At 62.1% G+C, this 20,268-nt stretch carries 18 protein-coding genes; 9 read left to right on the forward strand and 9 right to left on the reverse strand.

Annotated elements, in window-relative coordinates:
• Nucleotides 1–31: 31 nt before the first annotated feature.
• From E4M07_RS00235 to E4M07_RS00250, 4 genes are all read right to left on the reverse strand, one after another.
• On the reverse strand, nt 32–832 hold the full coding sequence (locus tag E4M07_RS00235; RefSeq protein ID WP_136656280.1) for a GH25 family lysozyme: 801 nt from the start codon (nt 830–832) through the stop codon (nt 32–34).
• 60 nt (nt 833–892) lie between these two features.
• On the reverse strand, nt 893–1,537 hold the full coding sequence (locus E4M07_RS00240; RefSeq protein WP_136656281.1) for a class I SAM-dependent methyltransferase: 645 nt from the start codon (nt 1,535–1,537) through the stop codon (nt 893–895).
• Entirely contained in the window at nt 1,534–2,790 is a 1,257-nt protein-coding gene (locus tag E4M07_RS00245; RefSeq protein ID WP_136656282.1) for a DUF3419 family protein, read from the reverse strand. Before E4M07_RS00245 ends, E4M07_RS00240 begins: the two co-directional genes overlap by 4 nt.
• Nucleotides 2,791–2,893: 103 nt before the next feature.
• Nucleotides 2,894–6,529, reverse strand: coding sequence for a hydantoinase B/oxoprolinase family protein (locus E4M07_RS00250; protein WP_136656283.1), 3,636 nt, complete (start codon nt 6,527–6,529; stop codon nt 2,894–2,896).
• 244 nt (nt 6,530–6,773) lie between these two features.
• Here E4M07_RS00250 and E4M07_RS00255 point away from each other — a divergent pair, with 244 nt between their 5' ends.
• Nucleotides 6,774–7,511, forward strand: a complete 738-nt coding sequence (locus tag E4M07_RS00255; RefSeq protein ID WP_136656284.1) for a hypothetical protein — start codon at nt 6,774–6,776, stop codon at nt 7,509–7,511.
• A 45-nt stretch (nt 7,512–7,556) separates the two neighbouring features.
• Entirely contained in the window at nt 7,557–8,897 is a 1,341-nt protein-coding gene (locus E4M07_RS00260; protein ID WP_136656285.1) for an MFS transporter, read from the forward strand.
• On the opposite strand, the gene E4M07_RS00265 is transcribed toward E4M07_RS00260, so the two are convergent.
• Both E4M07_RS00265 and E4M07_RS00270 read right to left on the reverse strand, forming a co-directional pair.
• The gene (locus E4M07_RS00265) at nt 8,894–9,712 is read right to left on the reverse strand and encodes a DUF2189 domain-containing protein (protein WP_169054034.1); all 819 of its coding nucleotides are present in this window, start codon (nt 9,710–9,712) and stop codon (nt 8,894–8,896) included. The two genes, E4M07_RS00260 and E4M07_RS00265, sit on opposite strands and share 4 nt — an antisense overlap.
• 113 nt (nt 9,713–9,825) lie before the next feature.
• Nucleotides 9,826–10,248 carry a VOC family protein gene (locus tag E4M07_RS00270; RefSeq protein ID WP_136656286.1) on the reverse strand — a complete coding sequence of 141 codons (423 nt, stop codon included), beginning with the start codon at nt 10,246–10,248 and terminating at the stop codon, nt 9,826–9,828.
• Nucleotides 10,249–10,453: 205 nt separating this feature from the next.
• On the opposite strand from E4M07_RS00270, the gene E4M07_RS00275 reads away from it, so the two are divergent.
• Nucleotides 10,454–11,140: a cyclic nucleotide-binding domain-containing protein gene (locus E4M07_RS00275; RefSeq protein WP_136656287.1), complete on the forward strand. Its 687-nt coding sequence runs from the start codon at nt 10,454–10,456 to the stop codon at nt 11,138–11,140.
• Nucleotides 11,141–11,213: 73 nt separating this feature from the next.
• Here E4M07_RS00275 and E4M07_RS00280 read toward each other — a convergent pair whose 3' ends face one another.
• Nucleotides 11,214–11,807, reverse strand: a complete 594-nt coding sequence (locus E4M07_RS00280) for a TetR family transcriptional regulator (RefSeq protein WP_169054035.1) — start codon at nt 11,805–11,807, stop codon at nt 11,214–11,216.
• Between the two features lie 277 nt (nt 11,808–12,084).
• On the opposite strand from E4M07_RS00280, the gene E4M07_RS00285 reads away from it, so the two are divergent.
• Both E4M07_RS00285 and E4M07_RS00290 read left to right on the forward strand, forming a co-directional pair.
• Nucleotides 12,085–12,537, forward strand: a complete 453-nt coding sequence (locus tag E4M07_RS00285) for a (2Fe-2S)-binding protein (RefSeq protein WP_136656289.1) — start codon at nt 12,085–12,087, stop codon at nt 12,535–12,537.
• A gap of 10 nt (nt 12,538–12,547) precedes the next feature.
• Nucleotides 12,548–14,773 (forward strand): xanthine dehydrogenase family protein molybdopterin-binding subunit, encoded by a 2,226-nt coding sequence (locus E4M07_RS00290; RefSeq protein ID WP_206057147.1) that lies wholly within the window; start codon nt 12,548–12,550, stop codon nt 14,771–14,773.
• Between the two features lie 14 nt (nt 14,774–14,787).
• On the opposite strand, the gene E4M07_RS29290 is transcribed toward E4M07_RS00290, so the two are convergent.
• Nucleotides 14,788–15,252, reverse strand: a complete 465-nt coding sequence (locus E4M07_RS29290) for a hypothetical protein (protein ID WP_206057148.1) — start codon at nt 15,250–15,252, stop codon at nt 14,788–14,790.
• 239 nt (nt 15,253–15,491) lie between these two features.
• Here E4M07_RS29290 and E4M07_RS00300 point away from each other — a divergent pair, with 239 nt between their 5' ends.
• The 4 genes from E4M07_RS00300 to E4M07_RS00315 all read left to right on the forward strand — a co-directional run bounded on the left by E4M07_RS00300 (nt 15,492) and on the right by E4M07_RS00315 (nt 18,941).
• The gene (locus E4M07_RS00300) at nt 15,492–16,202 is read left to right on the forward strand and encodes a DnaJ family molecular chaperone (protein ID WP_136656290.1); all 711 of its coding nucleotides are present in this window, start codon (nt 15,492–15,494) and stop codon (nt 16,200–16,202) included.
• The gene (locus E4M07_RS00305; RefSeq protein ID WP_136656291.1) at nt 16,199–16,960 is read left to right on the forward strand and encodes an N-acetylmuramoyl-L-alanine amidase; all 762 of its coding nucleotides are present in this window, start codon (nt 16,199–16,201) and stop codon (nt 16,958–16,960) included. Before E4M07_RS00300 ends, E4M07_RS00305 begins: the two co-directional genes overlap by 4 nt.
• A 183-nt stretch (nt 16,961–17,143) precedes the next feature.
• The gene (locus E4M07_RS00310; protein ID WP_136656292.1) at nt 17,144–17,674 is read left to right on the forward strand and encodes a lytic transglycosylase domain-containing protein; all 531 of its coding nucleotides are present in this window, start codon (nt 17,144–17,146) and stop codon (nt 17,672–17,674) included.
• An 85-nt stretch (nt 17,675–17,759) separates the two neighbouring features.
• Nucleotides 17,760–18,941, forward strand: a complete 1,182-nt coding sequence (locus E4M07_RS00315) for a membrane dipeptidase (protein ID WP_136656293.1) — start codon at nt 17,760–17,762, stop codon at nt 18,939–18,941.
• Between the two features lie 41 nt (nt 18,942–18,982).
• On the opposite strand, the gene E4M07_RS00320 is transcribed toward E4M07_RS00315, so the two are convergent.
• Entirely contained in the window at nt 18,983–20,035 is a 1,053-nt protein-coding gene (locus E4M07_RS00320) for a class I SAM-dependent methyltransferase (RefSeq protein ID WP_136656294.1), read from the reverse strand.
• Nucleotides 20,036–20,268: the final 233 nt, after the last annotated feature.

Here is a 20,268-nt window from a genome sequence, read left to right on the forward strand (position 1 = left end):
GTCTGAAGATGTTTGACTGCCTGTTCTTCGGTTACCGTTCGAATTGGGGATTTTGTTGGCCTGTCGCGCCCGTCAGCCATGTTGTCCATTGTTCCTGGTCGCCCGCATAGACGTTGATGTCCACATCGCCGTCTATGCCCGGCAATCGCCCGGTGCCGGTGTATTGCCAGAAGTGCCACGTGCGCCGGCGATAGACGGCGTCCGGGTGGTCGGCGACGGACCGGACCCAGAACTGATAATCGCTGAAATGGCCTTCAAGGTTTTCCCGGTGGAAGTCGACCGTCGTATAGATCAGCGGCCGCTTGCCGTAATGCGCCTCGACCCGCTCGAGGAATATGCGCATCTCGCTGCGCACCGTGTGCGGCGGCGGTCTCTTCTTGCAACTGGGTGAATGGTGGTTCCATTCGATATCCAGCACGGGCGGCAAAGCGGAGGGATCGGCAGGCGTATTCGCGATAAACCACTCGGCCTGCTCGCCGGCCGGCCGGCAGAAATAGTAGAAGTGATAGGCGCCGCGTGGGATTCCGGCGCGATTGGCGTTGTGCCAGTATTCGAGGAAACGCTCGTCGCGGTGGTCGCCGCCTTCCGTGGACTTGATATAGGCAAAGGCGATGTCGGCCCTGCGGAGCCTTCTCCAATCGATGTCGCCCTGCCATTTCGACACGTCGATCCCGTGTATTTCATGGGTGGCCGGGTGTCTTTCACCGAAATACTGGGGATCGGCATCGCCGTAGCGCGAGGGCGAAACCTGCGGTTCAAGGCCCAGATCGTTGGTCGTGCAAGACATAAGCAGCGCGAGCAGCGGGATCAGAGCAAATCCAAATCGGAGCATATCGAAGCGGGCCGAATCACGAATCACTGCATCGTCTTGTAATGGACAATTCCGTGCCGGTCACGTCGTTTGAACGACCGCGTGCCAGGCAAAGCCGCGATAAAGCGGCTCACAGGAACATGCTGCGCCGATATCGGTTGCTTTTTCGCAAACGATTTCAAACAGTTTTTCGCGCGGGCTGACATGGAAGCGCCCGAGCCATCCGTGGAGACCCCCACGGAACCATTCGGGCAGCCGCTCCTGCTGCCCGAAATCGACGATATGCAGGGAGCCGTGCGGCGCGAGAAGTTCCAGCGCGCGGTCGATCGCCAGTTCCCAGGCCGGCATCATCGACAGCGCGTAGGAGATGAAGATCCGGTCGAAGCGGTCGCGGTCAAAGAGCTCCCGCGCGTCGAAGGCGGTCGCGTCAGCGCGGGCGAGGTCCGGCCGGAATCCGGCCCTGGCCGTCGCCTTCTCGGCGGCATCGAGCATCTCGGCGGAAATGTCGAGGCCGTAATAACGCGCCTCTGGATAGTGCCTGTTCGCCAGGATGAGGTTCCTGCCGGTGCCGCAGCCCAGTTCCAGAACGGTACCGCCCGGCGGGACACTCAACTGCCCGATCATCCGGTCGCGGCCGAGCAGGAAATATTTGCGCGTCGCGTCGTAAATGTGCTTCTGACGCCGGTAGACCCCGTCCATCAGCGCCGCATGGGTCGTGCTGCTCATGATCCGAGTTTAGCGTAAAGATGAAACCCGCCATAGATCGCCGAGCGGTCGCGGCGACAGTGGCGCTCGGATTCCCCGGCGCGGTAGTCCCATTTCGAAAGCAGGTCCCCGGACACCTTGCCGTCCAGGATGGACGGCTTGCCGGCGGTGCGGAAGATGACCCGGGCGCAGGGCGCCGCCGTGCGGGTGATCTCGACCCAGAGCGCATTGAGTTGCTCGGCGTTCATCCAGTCCTGCGCGTCCAAAAGAACATAGCGGTCGACCGAGCGATCCGGCTTGCGCTTCAGCAGATCGGTGTAGCTGCAGTGGTGCACGGTGACGTTTTCGGCACCGTCGCGGATCGCCTCATAGTGGTCGGCGTCCAGATAGTGCGGCGCGCAGGCGCCTTCATCGTCGCCATAGCCGCGCGAAAAGGCCTGGCGGGCGAAGTAGTTCTCCCGCAGCGGGAAATGACAGGCCAGTTTCTCGACGCGCTCTTTCAGCACCGAGGCCATCGTGCCGTCATCGCCGGCGGCCAACAGCTCGTCATATTGCGCCGGGGGTATCCCGAGGCCGAACAGCGAGGCCTTGCGCCCGGTCGCCCAGCGCACCAGACGGCGCTCGAACAGCGGGCCCAGGCGCTCGTCGAAGAAATGCCGCTGCTCGCGCAAACACCGCGCCTGCATGATCTCGGCGGGATCGACGCCGTGCAGGCGCGCAACGAGATGGCCTGCCGTTATGCACCAGCCCAGCAGGCCGGTCCTGTAGAAATTGCCGTTGAAGGCGGCGATCCGCCGTGAGCCCCGCCAGGTGCGCTGCTCCCAGTAGGTGCGCGATTTCGCGTCGAGATGTGGTGCGATGAAGCGGTCATAGGCGGCGCTGTTGTGCGCCTGGTCGGACTTGCCGAAGAAGCGCACCACATCGCCGTGGCCGGGCAGGTGCCGCATGGCGGTCAGCTTGAGCCGGTTGAGTGCCACATGGGCGGCATTGAGGTCGACCGCGTCGATGCGCACGGGGCGGCGGGAGAGATAGGCAAGGACGTTGCAGCCGCCGGAGGCGATGGTGACGATGCGGTGGCTCTCATCAAGCGCCATGGCCTCCATGTCGACCTGCGGGTCCTCCCAGATCTGCGGATAGACGAGACTGGTGAAGAAATATGCGAAAAGACGTTCCGAAAGGCCCTGCCGGGATAGGAGCCGGTTCTGGTAGACTGCGTTGCCAAGATTGCGGATCGTGCTGGTCGCAAGATCCGCTTCATTTACCGCATCGGACATGAATCACCTGTGTGTCGCATTTGCAGGAACGCGGGTACTCCCGCGTCGTGACACATGGATGACAGGTCGATGACGGTTCGGTGACTCGCCTGGGGACCGTGGTTCAGCTCTTGCCGAAGCCGCCCGCGGTCGGCGTCGTCAGGACCACCGCCTCACCGGCTTCGAGCACCGTCTGGTCGCAGCCTTTCAATTCGTCATAGCTGCCGTCGAGACGGCGGATAACGGTCCTGCCGACCTCGCCGCTGCCGCCGCCGTCAATTCCCTCCGGCGGCCGGTTGCGGTGCGACGACAGGATCGCGCATTCCATCTTCTCCAGGAAGCGGATGGTGCGGATCGTGCCGTCGCCGGCATTGAACCGGCCGGTTCCGCCGGAACCCTTGCGGATGTGGAAATCTTCGAGCAGCACGGGAAAGCGCATCTCCAGGATCTCGGGATCGGTCAGGCGGGAGTTCGTCATGTGGACATGCACGCCCGAGGTGCCGTTGAAGCCGCGCCCGTCATTCATGCGGCCGGCGGGCGAGCCGGAACAGATGGTCTCGTAATACTGGTAGCGGTCGTTGCCGAAGGTCAGGTTGTTCATCGTGCCCTGGCTGTTGGCGAGGGCGCCGAGCGCCCCGAAGATCGCGTTGGTGACGTGCTGCGAGGTTTCCACGTTTCCGGCGACCACGGCGGCCGGGTAGGCGGGTTTCAGCATGCAATCGTCCGGCAGGACGATGTCAATGGGGCGCAGGCAGCCAGCATTCATCGGAATGGCGCCCTCGACCATCACCCGGAAACAGTAAAGCACCGCGGCGCGCGTCACCGGTTCCGGCGCATTGAAATTGTTCTCCATGACAGGCGACGTGCCGGTGAAATCCACCGTCGCGGTGCGCGCCTCGCGATCGACGGAGATCTTCACCCGGATGATCTGCCCGGTGTCGGTCGCATATTCGTAGGAACTGTCGGACAGCGCGTCGATGACCCGCCGCACGCTTTCGGCGGCATTATCCTGGACATGGCCCATATAGGCTTCGACGACCTCCAGGCCGAAATGGTCGACCATCTTGCGCAGTTCCGCGACGCCCTTCTCGTTGGCGGCGATCTGGGCCTTCAGGTCGGCGACATTTTGCTGCACGTTGCGGACCGGGTAGGGGTGATCGGTCAGCATGTCGATCAGTTCGGCCTCGCGGAAATGGCCGCGGTCGACGACGAGGAAATTGTCGATGAGCACGCCTTCCTCGTCGACGGTCGTCGCCAGCGGCGTCATGGAGCCCGGGGCCGTACCGCCGACATCGGCATGGTGGCCGCGCGAGGCGGCATAAAAGAGGATCGACTCCCCGGCATCGTCAAAGACCGGCGTGACGACAGTGATGTCCGGCAGATGGGTGCCGCCATTATAGGGCGCGTTCAGCGCGAAGACGTCGCCGGGGCGGATATTGCCCTCGTTCAGGCGGATGATCGTTTCGACGGAACGGTCCATGGAGCCCAGATGCACCGGCATGTGGGGGGCGTTTGCGACAAGTGCGCCGTTGCGGTCGAACACGGCGCAGGAGAAATCCAGCCGCTCCTTGATATTGACCGAATAGGCGGTGTTCTGCAGCGTGATACCCATCTGTTCGGCAATCGACATGAAAAGATTGTTGAACACTTCGAGCATGACCGGATCGGCGTCGTGGGTGCCGATCGCCTCCTGCCGGGCCATCTGTTCGTGCCGCTGGATCAGCACGTGGTCCTTGGCGTTGATTTCGGCGCGCCAGCCGGGTTCGACGACGATGGTCTGGTTGGCCTCGATGATCAGCGCCGGGCCCTTGAGCGTGTGGCCGGGAAGCAGATCGCGGCGCAGGTAGACCGGCGCGTCGCGCCAGGCGCCGCCGGTGAAGAGCCGGCGCGTCTCGCTGATTTCCGGCGCGCCCGCCACGAGCGGCAGATCCGGCTCGGCGGCGGCGTTGCTGCGCCCGTCCTCGGCCTCCACGGCGACGGCTTCGACGATGACCGGCTTGTTGTCGTAGATAAAGCCGAATTGCGCCTTGTGCGCCGCCTCGAAAGCGATGCGGGCGCTGTCCTGCTGCCGGTCGCTGAAATCGACGGTCAGCGGCGTGTCGGTGCCGTCGTAGCGCAGATGCAGGAGCGGGCGCCATGCTATGGCGTCGCTGGGAACGCCCTGCGCCACGAGTTCGTCGTGCGCTTCCGCCGACAGACGGTCGATGATGCGCGTGATGTCGTCCTGTGTCTGCAGCTCGAGCAGCTTGACAAGCGCCTGCTGCCGCGATGCGAACAGGCCCGCGAGGCCGATGCCGTAGGCCGAAAGCAGGCCGGAGAAGGGGTGGATGAGGATCGCCTCCATGCCCAGCGCGTCGGCAACGAGGCAGGCATGCTGGCCGCCGGCGCCGCCGAAGCAGTTGAGCAGGTAGCGGGTGACGTCATGGCCGCGCTGGACCGATATCTTCTTGATGGCGTTGGCCATGTTCTCGACCGCGACCTTGACGAAACCCTCGGCGACTTCTTCGGGCGCGCGCCCGTCACCGATTTCATCAGCAAGGTCGGAAAATTTGCGCCGCACGACATCCGTGTCGAGCGGCTGGTCCTGCTCCGGGCCGAAGATCGCCGGGAAGAAATCAGGCTGCAGCTTGCCGAGCATCACGTTGGCGTCGGTGACGGCCAGCGGCCCGCCACGGCGATAGCAGGCCGGGCCCGGATCTGCGCCGGCGGAATCCGGTCCGCAGCCGAACCGGCCGGCCTCGTAGTGGAGGATCGATCCGCCGCCGGCGGCGACCGTGTGGATGCGCATCATCGGCGCGCGGATGCGCACGCCCGCAACCTCGGTGTCGAAGGCGCGCTCATAGTCGCCGTCGAAATGCGCGACGTCGGTGGATGTGCCGCCCATGTCGAAGCCGATCACATGATCGAAGCCGGCAAGGCCTGCCGTCTCGACCATGCCGACGACACCGCCGGCGGGACCCGACAGGATCGCGTCCTTGCCCTGGAAAAGGCCTGCGGCCGTCAGCCCGCCCGACGACATCATGAATTTCAAGGACGGGGACGAGCCCGTCTCTTCGCCTGTTTCGGCACCGAGTTCCTCGGCGACCTCGTCGACGTAACGCCGAAGGATCGGCGACAGGTAGGCATCGACGACCGTCGTGTCGCCGCGGCCGACGAGCTTGGCGAGCGGCGATACGCGGTGGCTGACGGAGATCTGCTCAAAACCGACATCGCGGGCAAGATCGGCGACCAGCGCCTCGTGCGCCGGATAGTTCCAGGAATGCATGAAGACGATGGCAACGGCCTCGATGCCGGCGTCATGGGCTTCCGCCAGCTTCCGTCTGATTTCATCCGGCTGCGGCGAGGCCTCGACGGTGCCGTCGGCGCGGACGCGCTCGCCGACTTCGACCACTTGTTCATAAAGCTGCTCCGGAAGGATGATTTCCTTAGCGAAAATGTCCGGCCGGGCCTGGTAGGCGATACGCAATGCGTCGCGGAAGCCACGGGTGATGACCAGAAGGGTGCGGTCGCCCTCGCGCTCCAGCAGCGCGTTCGTCGCAACGGTCGTTCCCATCTTCACTTCGCCGATGAGATGGCTTGGAACGGACGCGCCCTGCGGGATCTCCAGAACGTCGCGAATGCCCTGGATCGCGGCGTCACGATAGGCTTCCGGATTCTCGGACAGGAGTTTTCTCTGGACAAGGTTGCCCGTTGGCCCGCGGCCGACGACGTCGGTGAACGTTCCGCCCCGGTCGATCCAGAAATCCCATTTTGCCGCCATGCCTTTGTCCTTTCGTCCGGACGAACAGATGCATGGGTAAGCGGTGTCTGTCTACAGGAAACTAGCTTCTAGAAAGGAACTGGACGCATGCGTTCGTAAAAATCAAATTCAATGAGACCGTATGTATATTGACGACAATGGATTTTAACGCTGTTCAGGTTGCAGCTTTCCCGGTAAGTGCTACCAAAGCGCGCAGTTTAGGGGTTCAAACGTGTATCGGGATTCCATTGTCCTTTGCAGAAAGGTGATCCGCTATTTCATTTTTGCATTGGTTGTTCAGATAGCCACTGAGTATTTTGCTGATCTGGATGTAGACGGCTATTCGGTGATTGCGGCGACGATAGTATCGTTTTTGTCCCTGTCATTACTGGCCTATGTGACCTACACGAGATCGCTGGACCTGATCAGCCAAGAACGAAAAATTGCATTTCTTCGGGTGGCTGGATTTGCACTGAGAGATCTCGGCATAGGAGTGCTCATCCTTGTCCCTTTCGTCCTTGCGATCAGCATCGTTTTCGCAATTACCGCGGCGTATGAGACCCTCGATGAATTGTACATGCTTGCGGTGCTTATCGGGACCGTGGCGGCCGCGATTGCATATGTGATCTGTTATTCGTTGATTGGGACCATCCTTCCTGCCTATGTGGCACAGAGACAGCAGGGTCTGGCAGCGGCATTCAAACGCGGGAAAACCACGTTCTGGAGCACGGTGCCGCGCATGCTTGCCGGTCCCGCCCTGCTCAGCATGCTCAGTTTCGGTCTGTACTTTGCGGCACTGGCTCTGTCTGCAAACGGATTCCCGACTCAGGACACCGTTATTATGCTGTTTTCTGCCGACGGACAGCCGAACGTTCCGGTCGTCGTGCTTTTCCTCACGTACAACGTCGCTACGGTGTTCACCGTCATTATGGCGGTGTGGGTGCTTTCAGAGACTTATCTTTCATCGGTCAGTGAGCGGAACCTCGCAACTGTATTCGAGTGAGCGCTGGCTTGCCGATAATTCGATCGCCGTGACATAGATAGTGTCATGATCGATGTTCTTTCAAACCGCACCTATGCGCGGCTCTTTTCGGCCCAGGTGGTGGCGCTGCTGGGAACGGGGCTGCTGACGGTGGCGCTCGGCCTTGCGGCCTACGATATCGCCGGCGCACAGGCGAGCGTGGTGCTCGGTGTCGCACTGACGATCAAGATGATCGCCTATGTCGGGCTGTCGCCGGTCGCAAGTGCGGTTGTGAGCCAGTTCAACCGGAAACGGGTGCTGATCGCCGCCGATCTCGTACGGGCCGCTGCGGCGCTTTTTCTGCCGTTCATCGACACGGCCTGGCAGATCTACGCGCTGATCTTCGTCCTGCAGGCGGCATCCGCGACCTTCACGCCGGCCTTCCAGGCGACGATACCGGACATCCTGCCGAAGGAGGAGGACTATACAAAGGCGCTGTCGCTGTCGCGCCTTGCCTATGACCTGGAGAACATCGTCAGCCCGGTGGCGGCCGGGCTTTTGCTCCTGGTGGTCAGTTTCAGCTGGCTCTTCGCCGGCACCGCGATCGGCTTTGTCGGTTCCGCCCTGCTGGTCCTCACGGCAACCATCCCGGCAGTCGGGGCAGCAAAGCAGCGGGGCTTTCTCGACCGGCTGACTCGCGGCAGCCGGATCTTCACCGCCACGCCGCGCTTGCGCGGGCTGTTCTTCCTCAATTTCGCAGCGGCCTCGGTCGGCGCCGTCGTCATCGTCAACACGGTCGTCATCGTGCGTTTCGTCTATGCGGGTTCGGAGGCCGATGTCGCCGTCGCACTCGCCGCTTTCGGCTGCGGGTCGATGGTGGCAGCGCTCTCATTGCCGCGGCTCCTGGAACATGTGACGGACCGGCGCGTGATGTTCTCGGGTGCGGTCCTTGCAGCGGTGGCTTTCGTGGCGTTCGGAACCGTCACGGCAATCGGCGACGTACCCCCTTGGACAACATTGCTGTCGGTGTGGCTGTTTGCCGGCCTCTGCTATTCGGCGATCCTGACCCCGTCCGGGCGGCTTTTGCGCCGGTCGGCCCATGCCGAGGACCGGCCGTCCCTCTTTGCCGCCCAGTTCGCGCTCTCCCATGCCTGCTGGCTTGTGACCTATCCGCTTTCCGGCTTCCTGTTCAGCGCCGCCGGCATGGGTGTCACGATGGTCTTGCTCGGGATAACTGCCGGCCTTGCGGTGCTGGCCGGGCTCCTATTGTGGCCGGGCGACGACCGGGACGTGCTCGAGCACAGCCACGACGACCTGCCTGAAGATCATCCGCATCTGCGCGAAACGGGCCGGCGGACCGGTGCGCACTCGCACCGGCATGTCTTCGTGATCGATGACGAGCACCGGGTCTGGCCGACACAGGGCTAGCCGGAATTCACCCCTGCCGGATTCTCCGAACCGATGGCCGCCTCGTAAAGGTGCCATGTCGCGTGGCCGAGGATCGGCAGGATGACGATCAGCCCGATGAAGGCCGGCACCATGCCGATGAAGGCGAGCACGACGACCATGACGCCCCAGGACAGCATCGGCACCGGGCTCTTGAACACCGTCTTGAAGCTGCAGATCATGGCCGAGACGAAATCGAGCTCGCGGTCGAGCAGCAGCGGCATCGAGATCACCGTCGCCGAGAACAGGACGAAGGAAAGGATCGCCCCGGAGATCGTGCCGACACCCAGGAACAGCAGGCCCTCGTGGGTGGTGGTGATGACCTCGACGAATTTCGGGAAGGACGAAAAGCTCTTGAACCCAAGGAACAGAGCCAGCAGCAGGCGCACCTGGTAGATCCACATCCAGAAGACGAACAGCACGACAAAGGCCATCCAGCTCAGCTGCCGCTCGCGCTGATGGAACATGACGAGGAGCACCTCGCTCCACACCAGCGGCTGGCCTGCAGCGATGCGGCGGCTGACTTCATAAAGACCCACGGCGATGAAGGGTCCGATAAGCGGAAAGCCGATCGCCACGGGGATGATCATCCACGGCATCTTCAGGTAGATCAGGGAGGCAATGACGATCCACCCGCCGATCGCATAGATGCCGCCGAAAAACAGCCCGAAAAGCGGCGCCTTCAGGAAATCCTCGATGCCCGCCTTCAGCGCGCCCCTGAGCGTCGCGAAGGAAACCGCGTTGACTTCCGGCATCTTCGGCGGCTGGTACGTGACGGTCTGCTCGCTGTTTTCCATTGTCGTCCTCCCGGTCGCGACAAACATAAGTTATTTTATATGTTTCTTGCGCGCCGGCTCAACCCATGATCGTTGTCCGATTGCCGTCGCATCGCGGGATTGCCAAGCCCGCGCTAGGCCGCCTCGCAATCGGGACTGGCAATCACCACAAAATATCCGTCCGGGTCGCGCAGCCACAATTCGCGGTGCCGCGGCGCCGGATTGACGAACGGCTCGAGGACGACTCTGGCACCGAGTGCGCGCGCCCGCTTCTCGGCAGCATCGAAATCGTCAACCTCGAACCACAATAGCACACCGTGGCCGGCGGGCGCCTTGCCGGCGTCTTTCAGGTTCGGGTGGTCCTCGTCGTCCCAGCTGTGGAGCTGAAGCACCAATCTTCCGGCGCGGTGCAGACGGTTATAGGTGTTGCCGTGAGTCGTCTCGAGCGAATCGCCGAAGCACTGAAGGTCGAGCAGCTTTGCGTACCAGGCACTGCTTGCCAGCACGTCATTGACGGCTATAAGGGGCTGCGCGCGGGGTGCTTCAACTTCTGTCATGGAGACATCTTATCGCGGAAACGGCGATGAGCCACCGTTGCTTCATTGCGGCGAGGAAACCTTTTTTGCTGCCAAAACCAGCGCAGCAGAGGCAGTCCGGGCCGCTTCCGAACCAGAGCCGGGCCATAAAGATGTCACGGTCAAAGTGCCTAATGTCATGAATACAAACGCAATTGGACCCGCAGTCGAGTTGTGAGGGGTAGTCTTGGAAAGCATTATTGAATCCGCCATCGCACCGCAGGCGATAACCGGCCATCTGTCCTACGGCCTCCTGGTCCTGTCGATGCTGATGAATTCCATCATGTGGCTTCGGATCATCGCCCTCGTCTCCGGCGTCGCCGGCATGAGCTACAGCGGTTTCGTGCTGCACGATCCGATCGGGACCGGCTGGGAGGGACTGTTCGTCCTTGCCAACCTGTCACAGCTACTGCTGCTTTTGTGGCGCAGCCGCACGGTAAAGTTCTCAGACGAGGAATACCTTTTCTGCCAGAACGCGCTGGTGCTGGTGCCGCCGCTGCTGGCGCGCCAGTTCATCGATATCGGAAGCTGGAAGACCATTCCGGCCGGGACGGTGCTGACACAGCAGGACGAACCCGTCGAGCGCCTGACCTATGTCGCGGAGGGGCATGTCGACGTCTCAGTCAACCAAAAGCCGGTGGCCAATTGCGGGAACGGCGACTTCATCGGCGAGCTCGGCATCCTGTCGGGAAGCACGGCGACGGCGACCACGGTGGCGACGACCGACCTACGCGCGCTGGTCTTCGACCGCGACATATTGCTGAAGCACCTGGCCCGCAAACCCGACATTAAGCTGGCCCTACAGGCGGGGTTCAAGAGCAACCTGCGTCACAAGCTTTCAAAGGCCAACGAGCGGACATTGGCCGGCCTGTAGGAAGGACATCACAGGGATACCGGTTCGGCGCGACTGCGTTGCGCTATGTTCGGTGCACTGCTGTGCACTGCGTTTACTTGCCAGGTCGCGAGGCGATGGAATGGGTGAAAATACGGCCGACTTCGCGGATCCTGCGGCGAAAATCCTTGTTCGATGTCGCCGTCTTCTTCTGGCCGCCGACGGACCACATCAACAGTTCGATGAAGTCCTTCGGCTTCATTTTCACCTGTGAAAGGTCGACCTCAGCTTCGGAAACCGCGTTTTCGACCGCGCGCGCAAGATGACCGAAGAAGCGCTCCTGACCGTTCCTCATTTCCTCCATGGCGAGGCTCTGGCCGATATCCATAAGCTCCGCGCCGTGGGCGGATTCCGACACGGCCTCGTAAATGTGCTTTTCGTAGGCGATCACCGCCTCGACAATGCGGTCCGCAAAGGGCGCGTCCCGCTGGAGGACCTCGACGGCGTCATTGATAGCCTGTTCCTGGCGCTGCGCGACGAGTTGGCGAAACAGATCTTCCTTGTTCTCGAACATGATGTAGAGCGCGGGCCGGGATATGCCGGCCGCGTTGGCGATGTCGTTCATGGATGTGCGACGGAAGCCATAGTTCGAGAATACGCCGGCGGCGGCATCGAATACGAATTCGCGTTTTTCTTCCTGTTTCGTCATGGGCGCCCCTGGACATATTGACATACTATATCTATTTTGTCAGAATGTCATCATCAAGCTGACATCGTTTGTCGGGCAGTTCGTTTTCCTGACGCCTGACAACAGACTTGGCGGTGGGGGTCGTCGAACGCAGCCGAAGGTGAGGTCCTATCGTATGTCCTCAATATTTGCCAGCGCGCTCGCGGACCGTTGCCGGAAAGCTGATATTTCCCGAGACAATGCGACCGGCCGATAGGTCCGACGCACCAACCACCTTGCGCGGTAGGAGAAACTACAAATGTCCTTCACACTGAACATAAACGGTCGAAAACACACGGTCGATGTGGAACCGGACACACCCTTGCTTTGGGTGCTGCGCGACGAAATCGGGCTCAAAGGCACCAAGTTCGGGTGCGGGATCGCGGCTTGCGGCGCCTGTACCGTTCACATCGACGGCGAGGCGACGCGCACGTGTGTCCTGCCGGTGGAGGCCGCCGTCGATACCGAAATCACCACGATCGAGGGCCTTGCCGGAAACGGAGAACTGCACCGCGTGCAGGAGGCCTGGATCAGAAACCAGGTGCCGCAATGCGGATACTGCCAGTCGGGCATGATCATGGCGGTGTCGGCGCTGCTTGAGCAGAACCCGCGCCCAACGGACGCGGAAATCGACGAGGCGATCACCAATGTGTGCCGGTGCGGCACCTATCAGCGCGTTCGCGATTCCATCCACGAACTGAGCAACGCCTAGGGAGATCGAAATGGCTTCCATCGGAAAGATAACCCGCCGCGGATTGCTGGCCACCGGCGCGCTCGTCGGCGGCGGCCTTGTCCTGGGTCTTACGCTGTCGCCCAATCGTCTCAAGATCGGATCAGCCAGTGTCCTGGAGGAAGACGAGGTCCTGCTCAACACCTGGGTGAAAATCAGCCCCGACAACCGGATCACCGTGATCACCCCGCACTCTGAAATGGGGCAGGGTGCGAACACGGCGCTGGCCATGATGCTGGCCGACGAAATGGACGCCGACTGGGACCTCGTCAAATTCGTGGAAGCGCCAGCTTTGCCGGAATTCGCCAACACGGGCCTTGGGCGCGGTTATGTGCTGGGCGACACCTCCATTCCGGCCTTTGCCAAGCCGATGGTCGAGTTCGCGTTCTTCAACCTTGCCAAGTCCATGGACCTGCAGATTACCGGCGGCAGCCTGTCCATCCGGCTGACCGGCGAATATGGCATGCGCCGGGCGGGCGCCTCGGCCCGCGCCATGCTGGTTCAGGCCGCGGCGGAGCGCTGGGACGTCGATCCGTCCGCAATCAATGTGTCGGACAGCATCGTGTCCCACGGCAACAAGTCGGCCACCTTCGGCGAACTGTCGAGCGAAGCCGCCCGTCTTGAGCCGCCGCTGAACCCGCGGCAAAAGGAGCGGTCCGAGTTCAAGCTGATCGGCACTTCGCAACCGCGCCGCGACATCCCGGCGAAGGTCGACGGCACCGCGGTTTTCGGCATCGACGTCGAATTGCCGGACATGGTCTATGCGGCGATCAGGCATGCGCCGGCCTTCGGCGGGACGGTGGCGTCCATCGACGAGGGATCCGTCGCCGGGATGCCCGGCGTCATAAAGGTCGTGAACCTGGACGACGCTGTTGCCGTCGTGGCCGACAAATACTGGCGCGCGAAAACGGCGCTTGAGGCACTCGATGTGACGTTTGACGGCGGACCGGACGGAAACGCGACCTCCGATTCGATTTTCGCGTCCTATGCGGATGCGTTGGACAAAAACGACAGTTCTGCTCATTTCGAATCCGGCGATGCCGCCGGCGTCATTTCAGGCGCCGCCGATGTCGTTCGCTCGGAGTATCGCGTTCCGTTCCTGGCGCATGCATGCATGGAGCCGATGAACTGCACCGCCGTTGTCAAAGACGGCAAATGCGAAATCTGGACCGGGTCGCAGAACCCGCTTGCCGCGCGCACTTTTGCCGCGGACGCCATCGGGTTGAGCCCGGACAAAGTCACGGTCCACAATCAGTTTCTCGGCGGGGGCTTCGGCCGCCGCGGCCGCGATGATTTCGTCCCGCAGGCGGCAAGAATCGCGAATCAACTGGACCGACCGGTGAAGCTCATATGGTCGCGCGAAGAAGACATCCAGCACGACCACTATCGCCCGGCCGTCGCCAACCGCTTCGAGGCCGTTCTCGGTGGTGACGGCCTGCCGTCGGCCTGGTCGAACCTCTATATCAATGTCGGCCAGGACGAGCCGGAAGAAGCGCCGGACATTCCGTACGGGATCGCGAACCAGAGCATCCGCAAGGTCTCGATGTCGCAGCCGATCCGGCTCGGGCCGTGGCGCAGTGTCGGACACACGCAGCACAGCTTCTTCAACGAGAGCTTCGTCGACGAACTGGCCCACAAGGCCGGCATGGATCCGTTCGCGTATCGGCGGGCGCTTCTGCAGGGCCAGCCGCGCCACCGGAAGGTGCTGGAGACCGCGGCCGAGAAGGCCGGCTGGGGCGATCCGCTTCCGGCCGACCGGGCCCGGGGCATTGCGCTTGAACAGTCCTTCGGCTCGATTGTCGCGCAGGTCGCAGAAGTCTCATTGTCGGAGGACGGCACCGTCCGCGTGCACCGGGTGACTGCAGCCGTCGACGTCGGCACGGCCGTCAATCCGGATGCGGTGGAAGCGCAGATACAAAGCGGCATCATATACGGGCTGACCGCAGCGCTTTACGGCAACATCACCATTGACGGCGGCCGTGTCGAGCAGTCGAATTTCCACGACTACGAGATGGTGCACATGGCCGAGGCGCCTGAAATCGAGGTCCATATCATCAACAGCGGCGAAAAGACCGGCGGCGCCGGCGAGCCCGGCACGCCGCCGGTCGCGCCGGCCGTCGCCAACGCGCTGTTCGTCCTGTCCGGCAAGCGAATACGGTCCTTGCCGGTGATGCTTCACGACCTTCGGCCGGCGACGGGCAGCCAGCAGGTCTCCTGACGGCGCCAACGCCGTCAGGGCCGGTCCATCCCGAACATGGCGCGCCAGTTCCGCACGGTCATGCCGGCGCGGTACGCGGCGCGCATGTCCGGGTCGAGCACCTCGATGAGCAGCCGATCCTCGATCCAGACCTCGATACAGTGAAACGGTCCCCGGTCGCATCGCCTGGCCGTCCAGCCATGGTCGCCGGCGAGCGCAAGCACGCCCCGTGCCGGTAGATCCGTGGCCAGGGCGATATGCGCAAAGGTCGGCGCGCCCTCCGCCTCCTGCACGCGGCATTCCACCTGCCCGGCGCCGGCGACCAGCCGGTGGGTCAGCGGGTAGACCTCGATCGCTGTGCCGTCATCGGCACCGGCAAAGGCGATCCAGCAGTCCGGAAAGGGCGGGAAGGGCAGGGCTTCACCGCCGAGGAGCCGCGCCAGGAAAGCGGCGACGCGCTCGGGATCGCCTGCGTTGACGGACATGTGCAGTAGGGTCATTTCCGTTCCTCGAATCTCAATGCGGCGACAACCTGTTTGTTGCCCGAATTGAACTTGATCGGCTGACGCGTCCTGTCGCTATCACCAACTTCGCACAAGTGCGAACCATTGCCGTCTGCGTCTGTGGTTATTGTCACAGCGGAAGCGGTGTTACGGTGCGTAATTTTGCATGTGGGCGAACGCTTTATAGTTGCCGGCCCATTCTCGCATTAACGGGGTAAATCGCGTAAAGACTCGTCATGTCCATATTTGCAAGACTCGGCCAATTCGTCAGCATTGCCACCACCGGTGCCATATCGGGAGTCATCGAGGCGGTTCGCACGGTTTTCGAGGGCGACCCGGAAACCCGCCGCCGGGTGGCGTTTTCGGTCGCCATGATCGCGCTATCAGCGAAAATGGCCAAGGCCGATGGCATCGTGACGCCGGACGAGGTGGTTGCCTTCCAGGAGATCTTCGAGATCCCCGACAAGGAGGCTCGAAACGTCTCGCGGCTCTATAACCTGGCCAAGCAGGATGTCGCGGGCTTCGAGTCCTACGCCGCCAAGATGGCCGATCTGTGCGGCCCCGACCGCAACGAGGGGCTGTTTCTCGAGGACATACTCGACGGGCTGTTCCACATCGCCAAGGCCGACGGTGTACTGCACGAAAAGGAGCGCAATTTCCTGGCGCGGATCGCCGAGATCTTCCGGATCAGCGAGGCGAGCTTCGAGCAGATCATTGCCCGGCACACCTACGAGACGACACACGATCCCTATGCCGTGCTCGGCCTGTCGCGCGACACGCCGCTCGAGGAGATCAAGAAGCACTACCGACGGCTGGTCGCCGAGGCGCACCCGGACCGGCTGATGGCGCGGGGCGTTCCCGAGGAGTTCCTTGCCATCGCCAACAGCCGCATGGCGGCGCTGAACACCGCCTTTGCGGAAATCGAGAAGGAAAAGAGGGTGGCATGATGCTCGAGCGGTCCGAATTTGCCGGAGCCGAGCTCCGCCTGTCTCCCAATATCGACGAGCGGGTCGGCGGCCCGGCCGACATGCTGGTGCTGCACTACACCGGCATGGACGTTGCCGACGAAGCGCTCGACTGGCTGTGCACGGAGCGATCGAAGGTCTCGGCGCACTACTTCGTCTACGAGGACGGGCGGATCGTGCAGATGGTGCCCGAGCACAAGCGCGCCTGGCACGCGGGGGTGAGCTCATGGCAGGGCCAGCAGCAGGATCTCAATTCGCGTTCCATCGGAATCGAGATCGCCAATCCCGGACATCAGGGCGATTACCCCGATTTCCCGCCGGAACAGATCGCCGCGGTCATCGAATTGTGTCGAAAATGTGTCGAAAGGTGGGCAATCGTGCCACGAAGAGTGGTGGCGCACAGCGATATTGCACCGCAGCGCAAAGAGGACCCCGGGGAAAAATTCCCCTGGCAATCACTTTTTGAGTCCGGCATCGGCCACTGGGTCGAACCGTCGACGGCCACCGGCGGCAGATTCCTGCAAAGGGGCGACCAGGGCCAGCCGGTCGAAGCGCTCCAGGCGATGCTGGCCACATACGGTTACGGCGTTGAAATAACAGGTTCATTCGACGAAGTCCTGGAGGCGAACATACGCGCCTTCCAACGCCATTTCCGACCCGCAAGGGTTGATGGTGTTGCCGATGTCTCGACCATTGAGACACTTCACAGGCTGCTCTCAGCGCTGCCTGAAAGCCAGTAGGCACGCTGAATAGTGCAGCGCAACAACGGCGATCGTTACACGCTGTAACGGAACGTTACGGCGCCGCCACCATTCACCAAAATTGATCTCTAGGACTCTCCCGGATTTGACCGGCCGCCATCGGTACTGCGTAGGCGGTCTTTTGTTTGGATCAAACAACACTTTCGTTTGGAGTGAAAAAGAATGACAAGAACAGGAGCCTTTTTCCGCGCGCTTCTTTGCGCCGGTTTGGTTTCCCTCTCGACTGCGGCAAATGCGGAAGAAGAAGAACGGACCAAAATCAAGGTCGATTTCAGCACCATCACATCGTCCATCTTCAAACCGGCCGACCCGGCTGTCCAGAAGCACCCGAAATTCTCCCGGCTGATCAACAGCTACGCACGCAAGCACGGCGTGCCGTCCTCGCTGGCACATGCGGTGGTCAAGGTCGAAAGCAATTTCAATCCGAAGGCGCGCGGCCGGGCCGGCGAGATCGGCCTGATGCAGATCAAGCCGGCGACGGCGCGGCTCATGGGTTATCGCGGTTCGAGCAAGGGCCTCTACGACCCCGAAACCAACATCAAATACGGCATGAAGTATCTCGGCAAGGCGCACAAGCTGAGTGGCGGCGACACCTGCGGCACGATCCTTCGCTACAATGCCGGTCACGGTGCCAAGCGGATGAATCCGGTGTCCTCGCGCTACTGCAAGAAAGTGCGCAATATCCTGGGCTGATTCATCCCCAAGGCGTCTCAAGACAGTCCTTGGAAGGAGCTTCGCGAGTTGCTAGACACATGGCAATTCGAGGGGAGGGATTGTCTTGAGAAAACGCCATCTGTTCTGGATCGTTCCGCTGGCGCTCATCGTTGCCGGCGGCGCGGCCTTGCATTTCATCGTGCCGTCCATCGTGGAAAACGGGCGCAATGGCGTCGAAGGCCATGCGGCGCGAGACGTGTCGGAGCGCGCGGCGGCGCTGCATCAGACGCTGACCGTTGCTGATTTGCACGCCGATTCGCTCCTGTGGAAGCGTGACCTTCTCAAGCGGTCCGACCGCGGCCATGTCGACATTCCGCGCATGGTCGAGGGCAATGTGGCGCTACAAGTCTTCACGACCGTCACCAAGTCGCCAAAGGGCCAGAACTACGAAGAAAACAGTGCCGAGGCCTCGGACAACATCACGCTGCTGGCGCTTGCCCAGATGTGGCCGCCGCGCACCTGGCAGAACCTGACCGAGCGGGCGCTGTACCAGGCCGAGAAACTGCACGGATTCGCCGACCGTGCGCCCGACCGCCTGGTCATCATCAAGAACAGGGACGATCTGAATTCGCTGCTGTCGCGGCGCGCAAACGGCGAGCAGGTGGTCGGCGGGCTGCTGGGAACCGAGGGCTCGCACGCGCTCTCAAGGAACCTCGACAATATCGGCCGGCTCTATGATGCGGGCTTCCGGATGATGAGCCTGCAGCATTTCTTCGACAATGCGCTGGGCGGATCGCTGCACGGCTCCGGCAAGAAGGGCCTGACGGAATTCGGCCGGCAGTCGGTGAAGAAGATGGAAGAGGCGGGCATCATGATCGATGTTTCGCACTCCTCCGAGAATGTCGTGCGCGAGACGCTGGAGATCACCGCCCGTCCGCTGATCGTCAGCCATACCGGCATTCGCGGCCATTGCGATACACACCGCAATATCGCAGACGACCTGATGGTTGAAATCGCGCAAAAGGGCGGGCTGATCGGTATCGGCTACTGGGATGCGGCGATATGCGACTATTCGCCGGAAGGGATCGCCAGGGCATTGCAGGCGGCGGTGTCGCTGGTCGGCCCCGACCACGTCGCACTCGGCTCCGATTTCGACGGCGCCGTCACCACAAAGATCGATGCGTCGCAGATGGCGCTGATCACCGATGCGCTGCTCGATCTCGGCATGGACGAAAAGACGGTCCGCAAGGTGATGGGCCAGAACCAGATCGACTTCTTCCTGGCCTATCTGCCGGCGGGGACCTAGTGCCAGCGATCGGGGCAACGGCTTTGGGCCTTTGACGGACGCTACGCTCGCGCCACGAAAAACATGTTCGTCTGGCTCTTGATCGGCAGTTCGCTGACCTCTGAAAATCCCGCGTCGCGGAGGAGGGACGTTGTCTTTTCCGGACCCATGCATGTTCCCAGACCGGGGCCTCCCTGGGCCAGCGACTGGGTCATGCAGTGGAACAGGCTGAAGCCGTAATAGACCGTGCCAAGCGGGTTTGCATTGTCGGCAAGCCTGTCAGCGGCGCGGGGCTCCATCACCATCAGCGCACCGCCGGGGGCCATGCGGCTGCGTATTTCGACCAGGGTCGCCTCCGGTTCGGCCAGATCATGCAGACAGTCGAACATGCCGGCAAAATCAAAGACCGGATCCGGCTCCAGATCCGCGATCAAGCCTTCGATGAACGTCACCCGATCCGTTCCGGCCTCGGCCGCGGTTTTGCGCGCCCTGGCGATCGAATTGCTATCCGGGTCGAACCCCGTGATGTGCGCATTCGGGTACGCCTCGGCGAGGGCGAGGGAGACCTTGCCGACGCCGCAGCCGATATCCAGCGCCTTTCCGCCCTCGGCAAGCCGCTGGTCGATCTCAGGCAACTGTTTCAGCCAATAACTTGCCAGCCGGTGCCTGTAAGCTCCGCCATTCATCAGGTCGAGCGCTTCGATCCAGTCATCGTCGAATGCCCCGAAATGCACGCCGCCCCCTTCGCGAAATGCCCGCGCCACCTCCGGTGCCTGCGACAACAGGGACGGGCCGGCCAGAAAAAGCCCGCCCATGTAGTGATCCGTTCCCTCCGAAGCCAGAAGGAATCCATGTTCGGCCGGCATCGAGAAAGTGCCGGCCGCCTCGTCGTGTTCCAGCCAGCCGGCCGCCGTCATGCCGTTCAGCCATTCCTCGACATATCGGGGCGTGAGTCCGGTCTTTTTCGACAAATCCGGGGCGCTGACCGGAGCGCCGTCCTTCATGGCGTCAAACAGGCCCGACTTGAGTCCCAGATAGCCCATGCCAATGGCCATTGCGCCGGCCATGTCGCGATAGACGGTGTTGGCGAACGTTCCAATCCGATCCTTGTCCATGAGGTCCTCCCATGATCTGTCCGTTGATACGCCTCCGGCACCGCGAGGTCATTGTAACCGGTCCTTGAACGCTTGTCGTTCAGGTCAGGCCGTCCGGATCCTCCGGGTAATTCGTACCCTCAGTCACTATATGTAGTGGTGCGCAAAGCAGCACAGGTGAGGGCCGATGTTTTGGAAACGGAGGAAAGAAGCCGGGCGCTCGCTCTTTCTCGGCAGTGTAACCGTGGCCTCGA

It is taken from the genome of Nitratireductor sp. XY-223 (assembly GCF_004959855.1).
Classification (GTDB): domain Bacteria; phylum Pseudomonadota; class Alphaproteobacteria; order Rhizobiales; family Rhizobiaceae; genus Hoeflea_A.

What these genes read in the sequence shown, in the direction of transcription:
- E4M07_RS00235 (WP_136656280.1), bottom strand. Translation starts at nt 832, where the DNA reads ATGCTCCGATTTGGATTTGCTCTGATCCCGCTGCTCGCGCTGCTTATG.
- E4M07_RS00240 (WP_136656281.1), bottom strand. Translation starts at nt 1,537, where the DNA reads ATGAGCAGCACGACCCATGCGGCGCTGATGGACGGGGTCTACCGGCGT.
- E4M07_RS00245 (WP_136656282.1), bottom strand. Translation starts at nt 2,790, where the DNA reads ATGTCCGATGCGGTAAATGAAGCGGATCTTGCGACCAGCACGATCCGC.
- E4M07_RS00250 (WP_136656283.1), bottom strand. Translation starts at nt 6,529, where the DNA reads ATGGCGGCAAAATGGGATTTCTGGATCGACCGGGGCGGAACGTTCACC.
- E4M07_RS00260 (WP_136656285.1), top strand. Translation starts at nt 7,557, where the DNA reads ATGATCGATGTTCTTTCAAACCGCACCTATGCGCGGCTCTTTTCGGCC.
- E4M07_RS00265 (WP_169054034.1), bottom strand. Translation starts at nt 9,712, where the DNA reads ATGGAAAACAGCGAGCAGACCGTCACGTACCAGCCGCCGAAGATGCCG.
- E4M07_RS00270 (WP_136656286.1), bottom strand. Translation starts at nt 10,248, where the DNA reads ATGACAGAAGTTGAAGCACCCCGCGCGCAGCCCCTTATAGCCGTCAAT.
- E4M07_RS00280 (WP_169054035.1), bottom strand. Translation starts at nt 11,807, where the DNA reads ATGACGAAACAGGAAGAAAAACGCGAATTCGTATTCGATGCCGCCGCC.
- E4M07_RS00285 (WP_136656289.1), top strand. Translation starts at nt 12,085, where the DNA reads ATGTCCTTCACACTGAACATAAACGGTCGAAAACACACGGTCGATGTG.
- E4M07_RS00290 (WP_206057147.1), top strand. Translation starts at nt 12,548, where the DNA reads ATGGCTTCCATCGGAAAGATAACCCGCCGCGGATTGCTGGCCACCGGC.
- E4M07_RS29290 (WP_206057148.1), bottom strand. Translation starts at nt 15,252, where the DNA reads ATGACCCTACTGCACATGTCCGTCAACGCAGGCGATCCCGAGCGCGTC.
- E4M07_RS00300 (WP_136656290.1), top strand. Translation starts at nt 15,492, where the DNA reads ATGTCCATATTTGCAAGACTCGGCCAATTCGTCAGCATTGCCACCACC.
- E4M07_RS00305 (WP_136656291.1), top strand. Translation starts at nt 16,199, where the DNA reads ATGATGCTCGAGCGGTCCGAATTTGCCGGAGCCGAGCTCCGCCTGTCT.
- E4M07_RS00310 (WP_136656292.1), top strand. Translation starts at nt 17,144, where the DNA reads ATGACAAGAACAGGAGCCTTTTTCCGCGCGCTTCTTTGCGCCGGTTTG.
- E4M07_RS00320 (WP_136656294.1), bottom strand. Translation starts at nt 20,035, where the DNA reads ATGGACAAGGATCGGATTGGAACGTTCGCCAACACCGTCTATCGCGAC.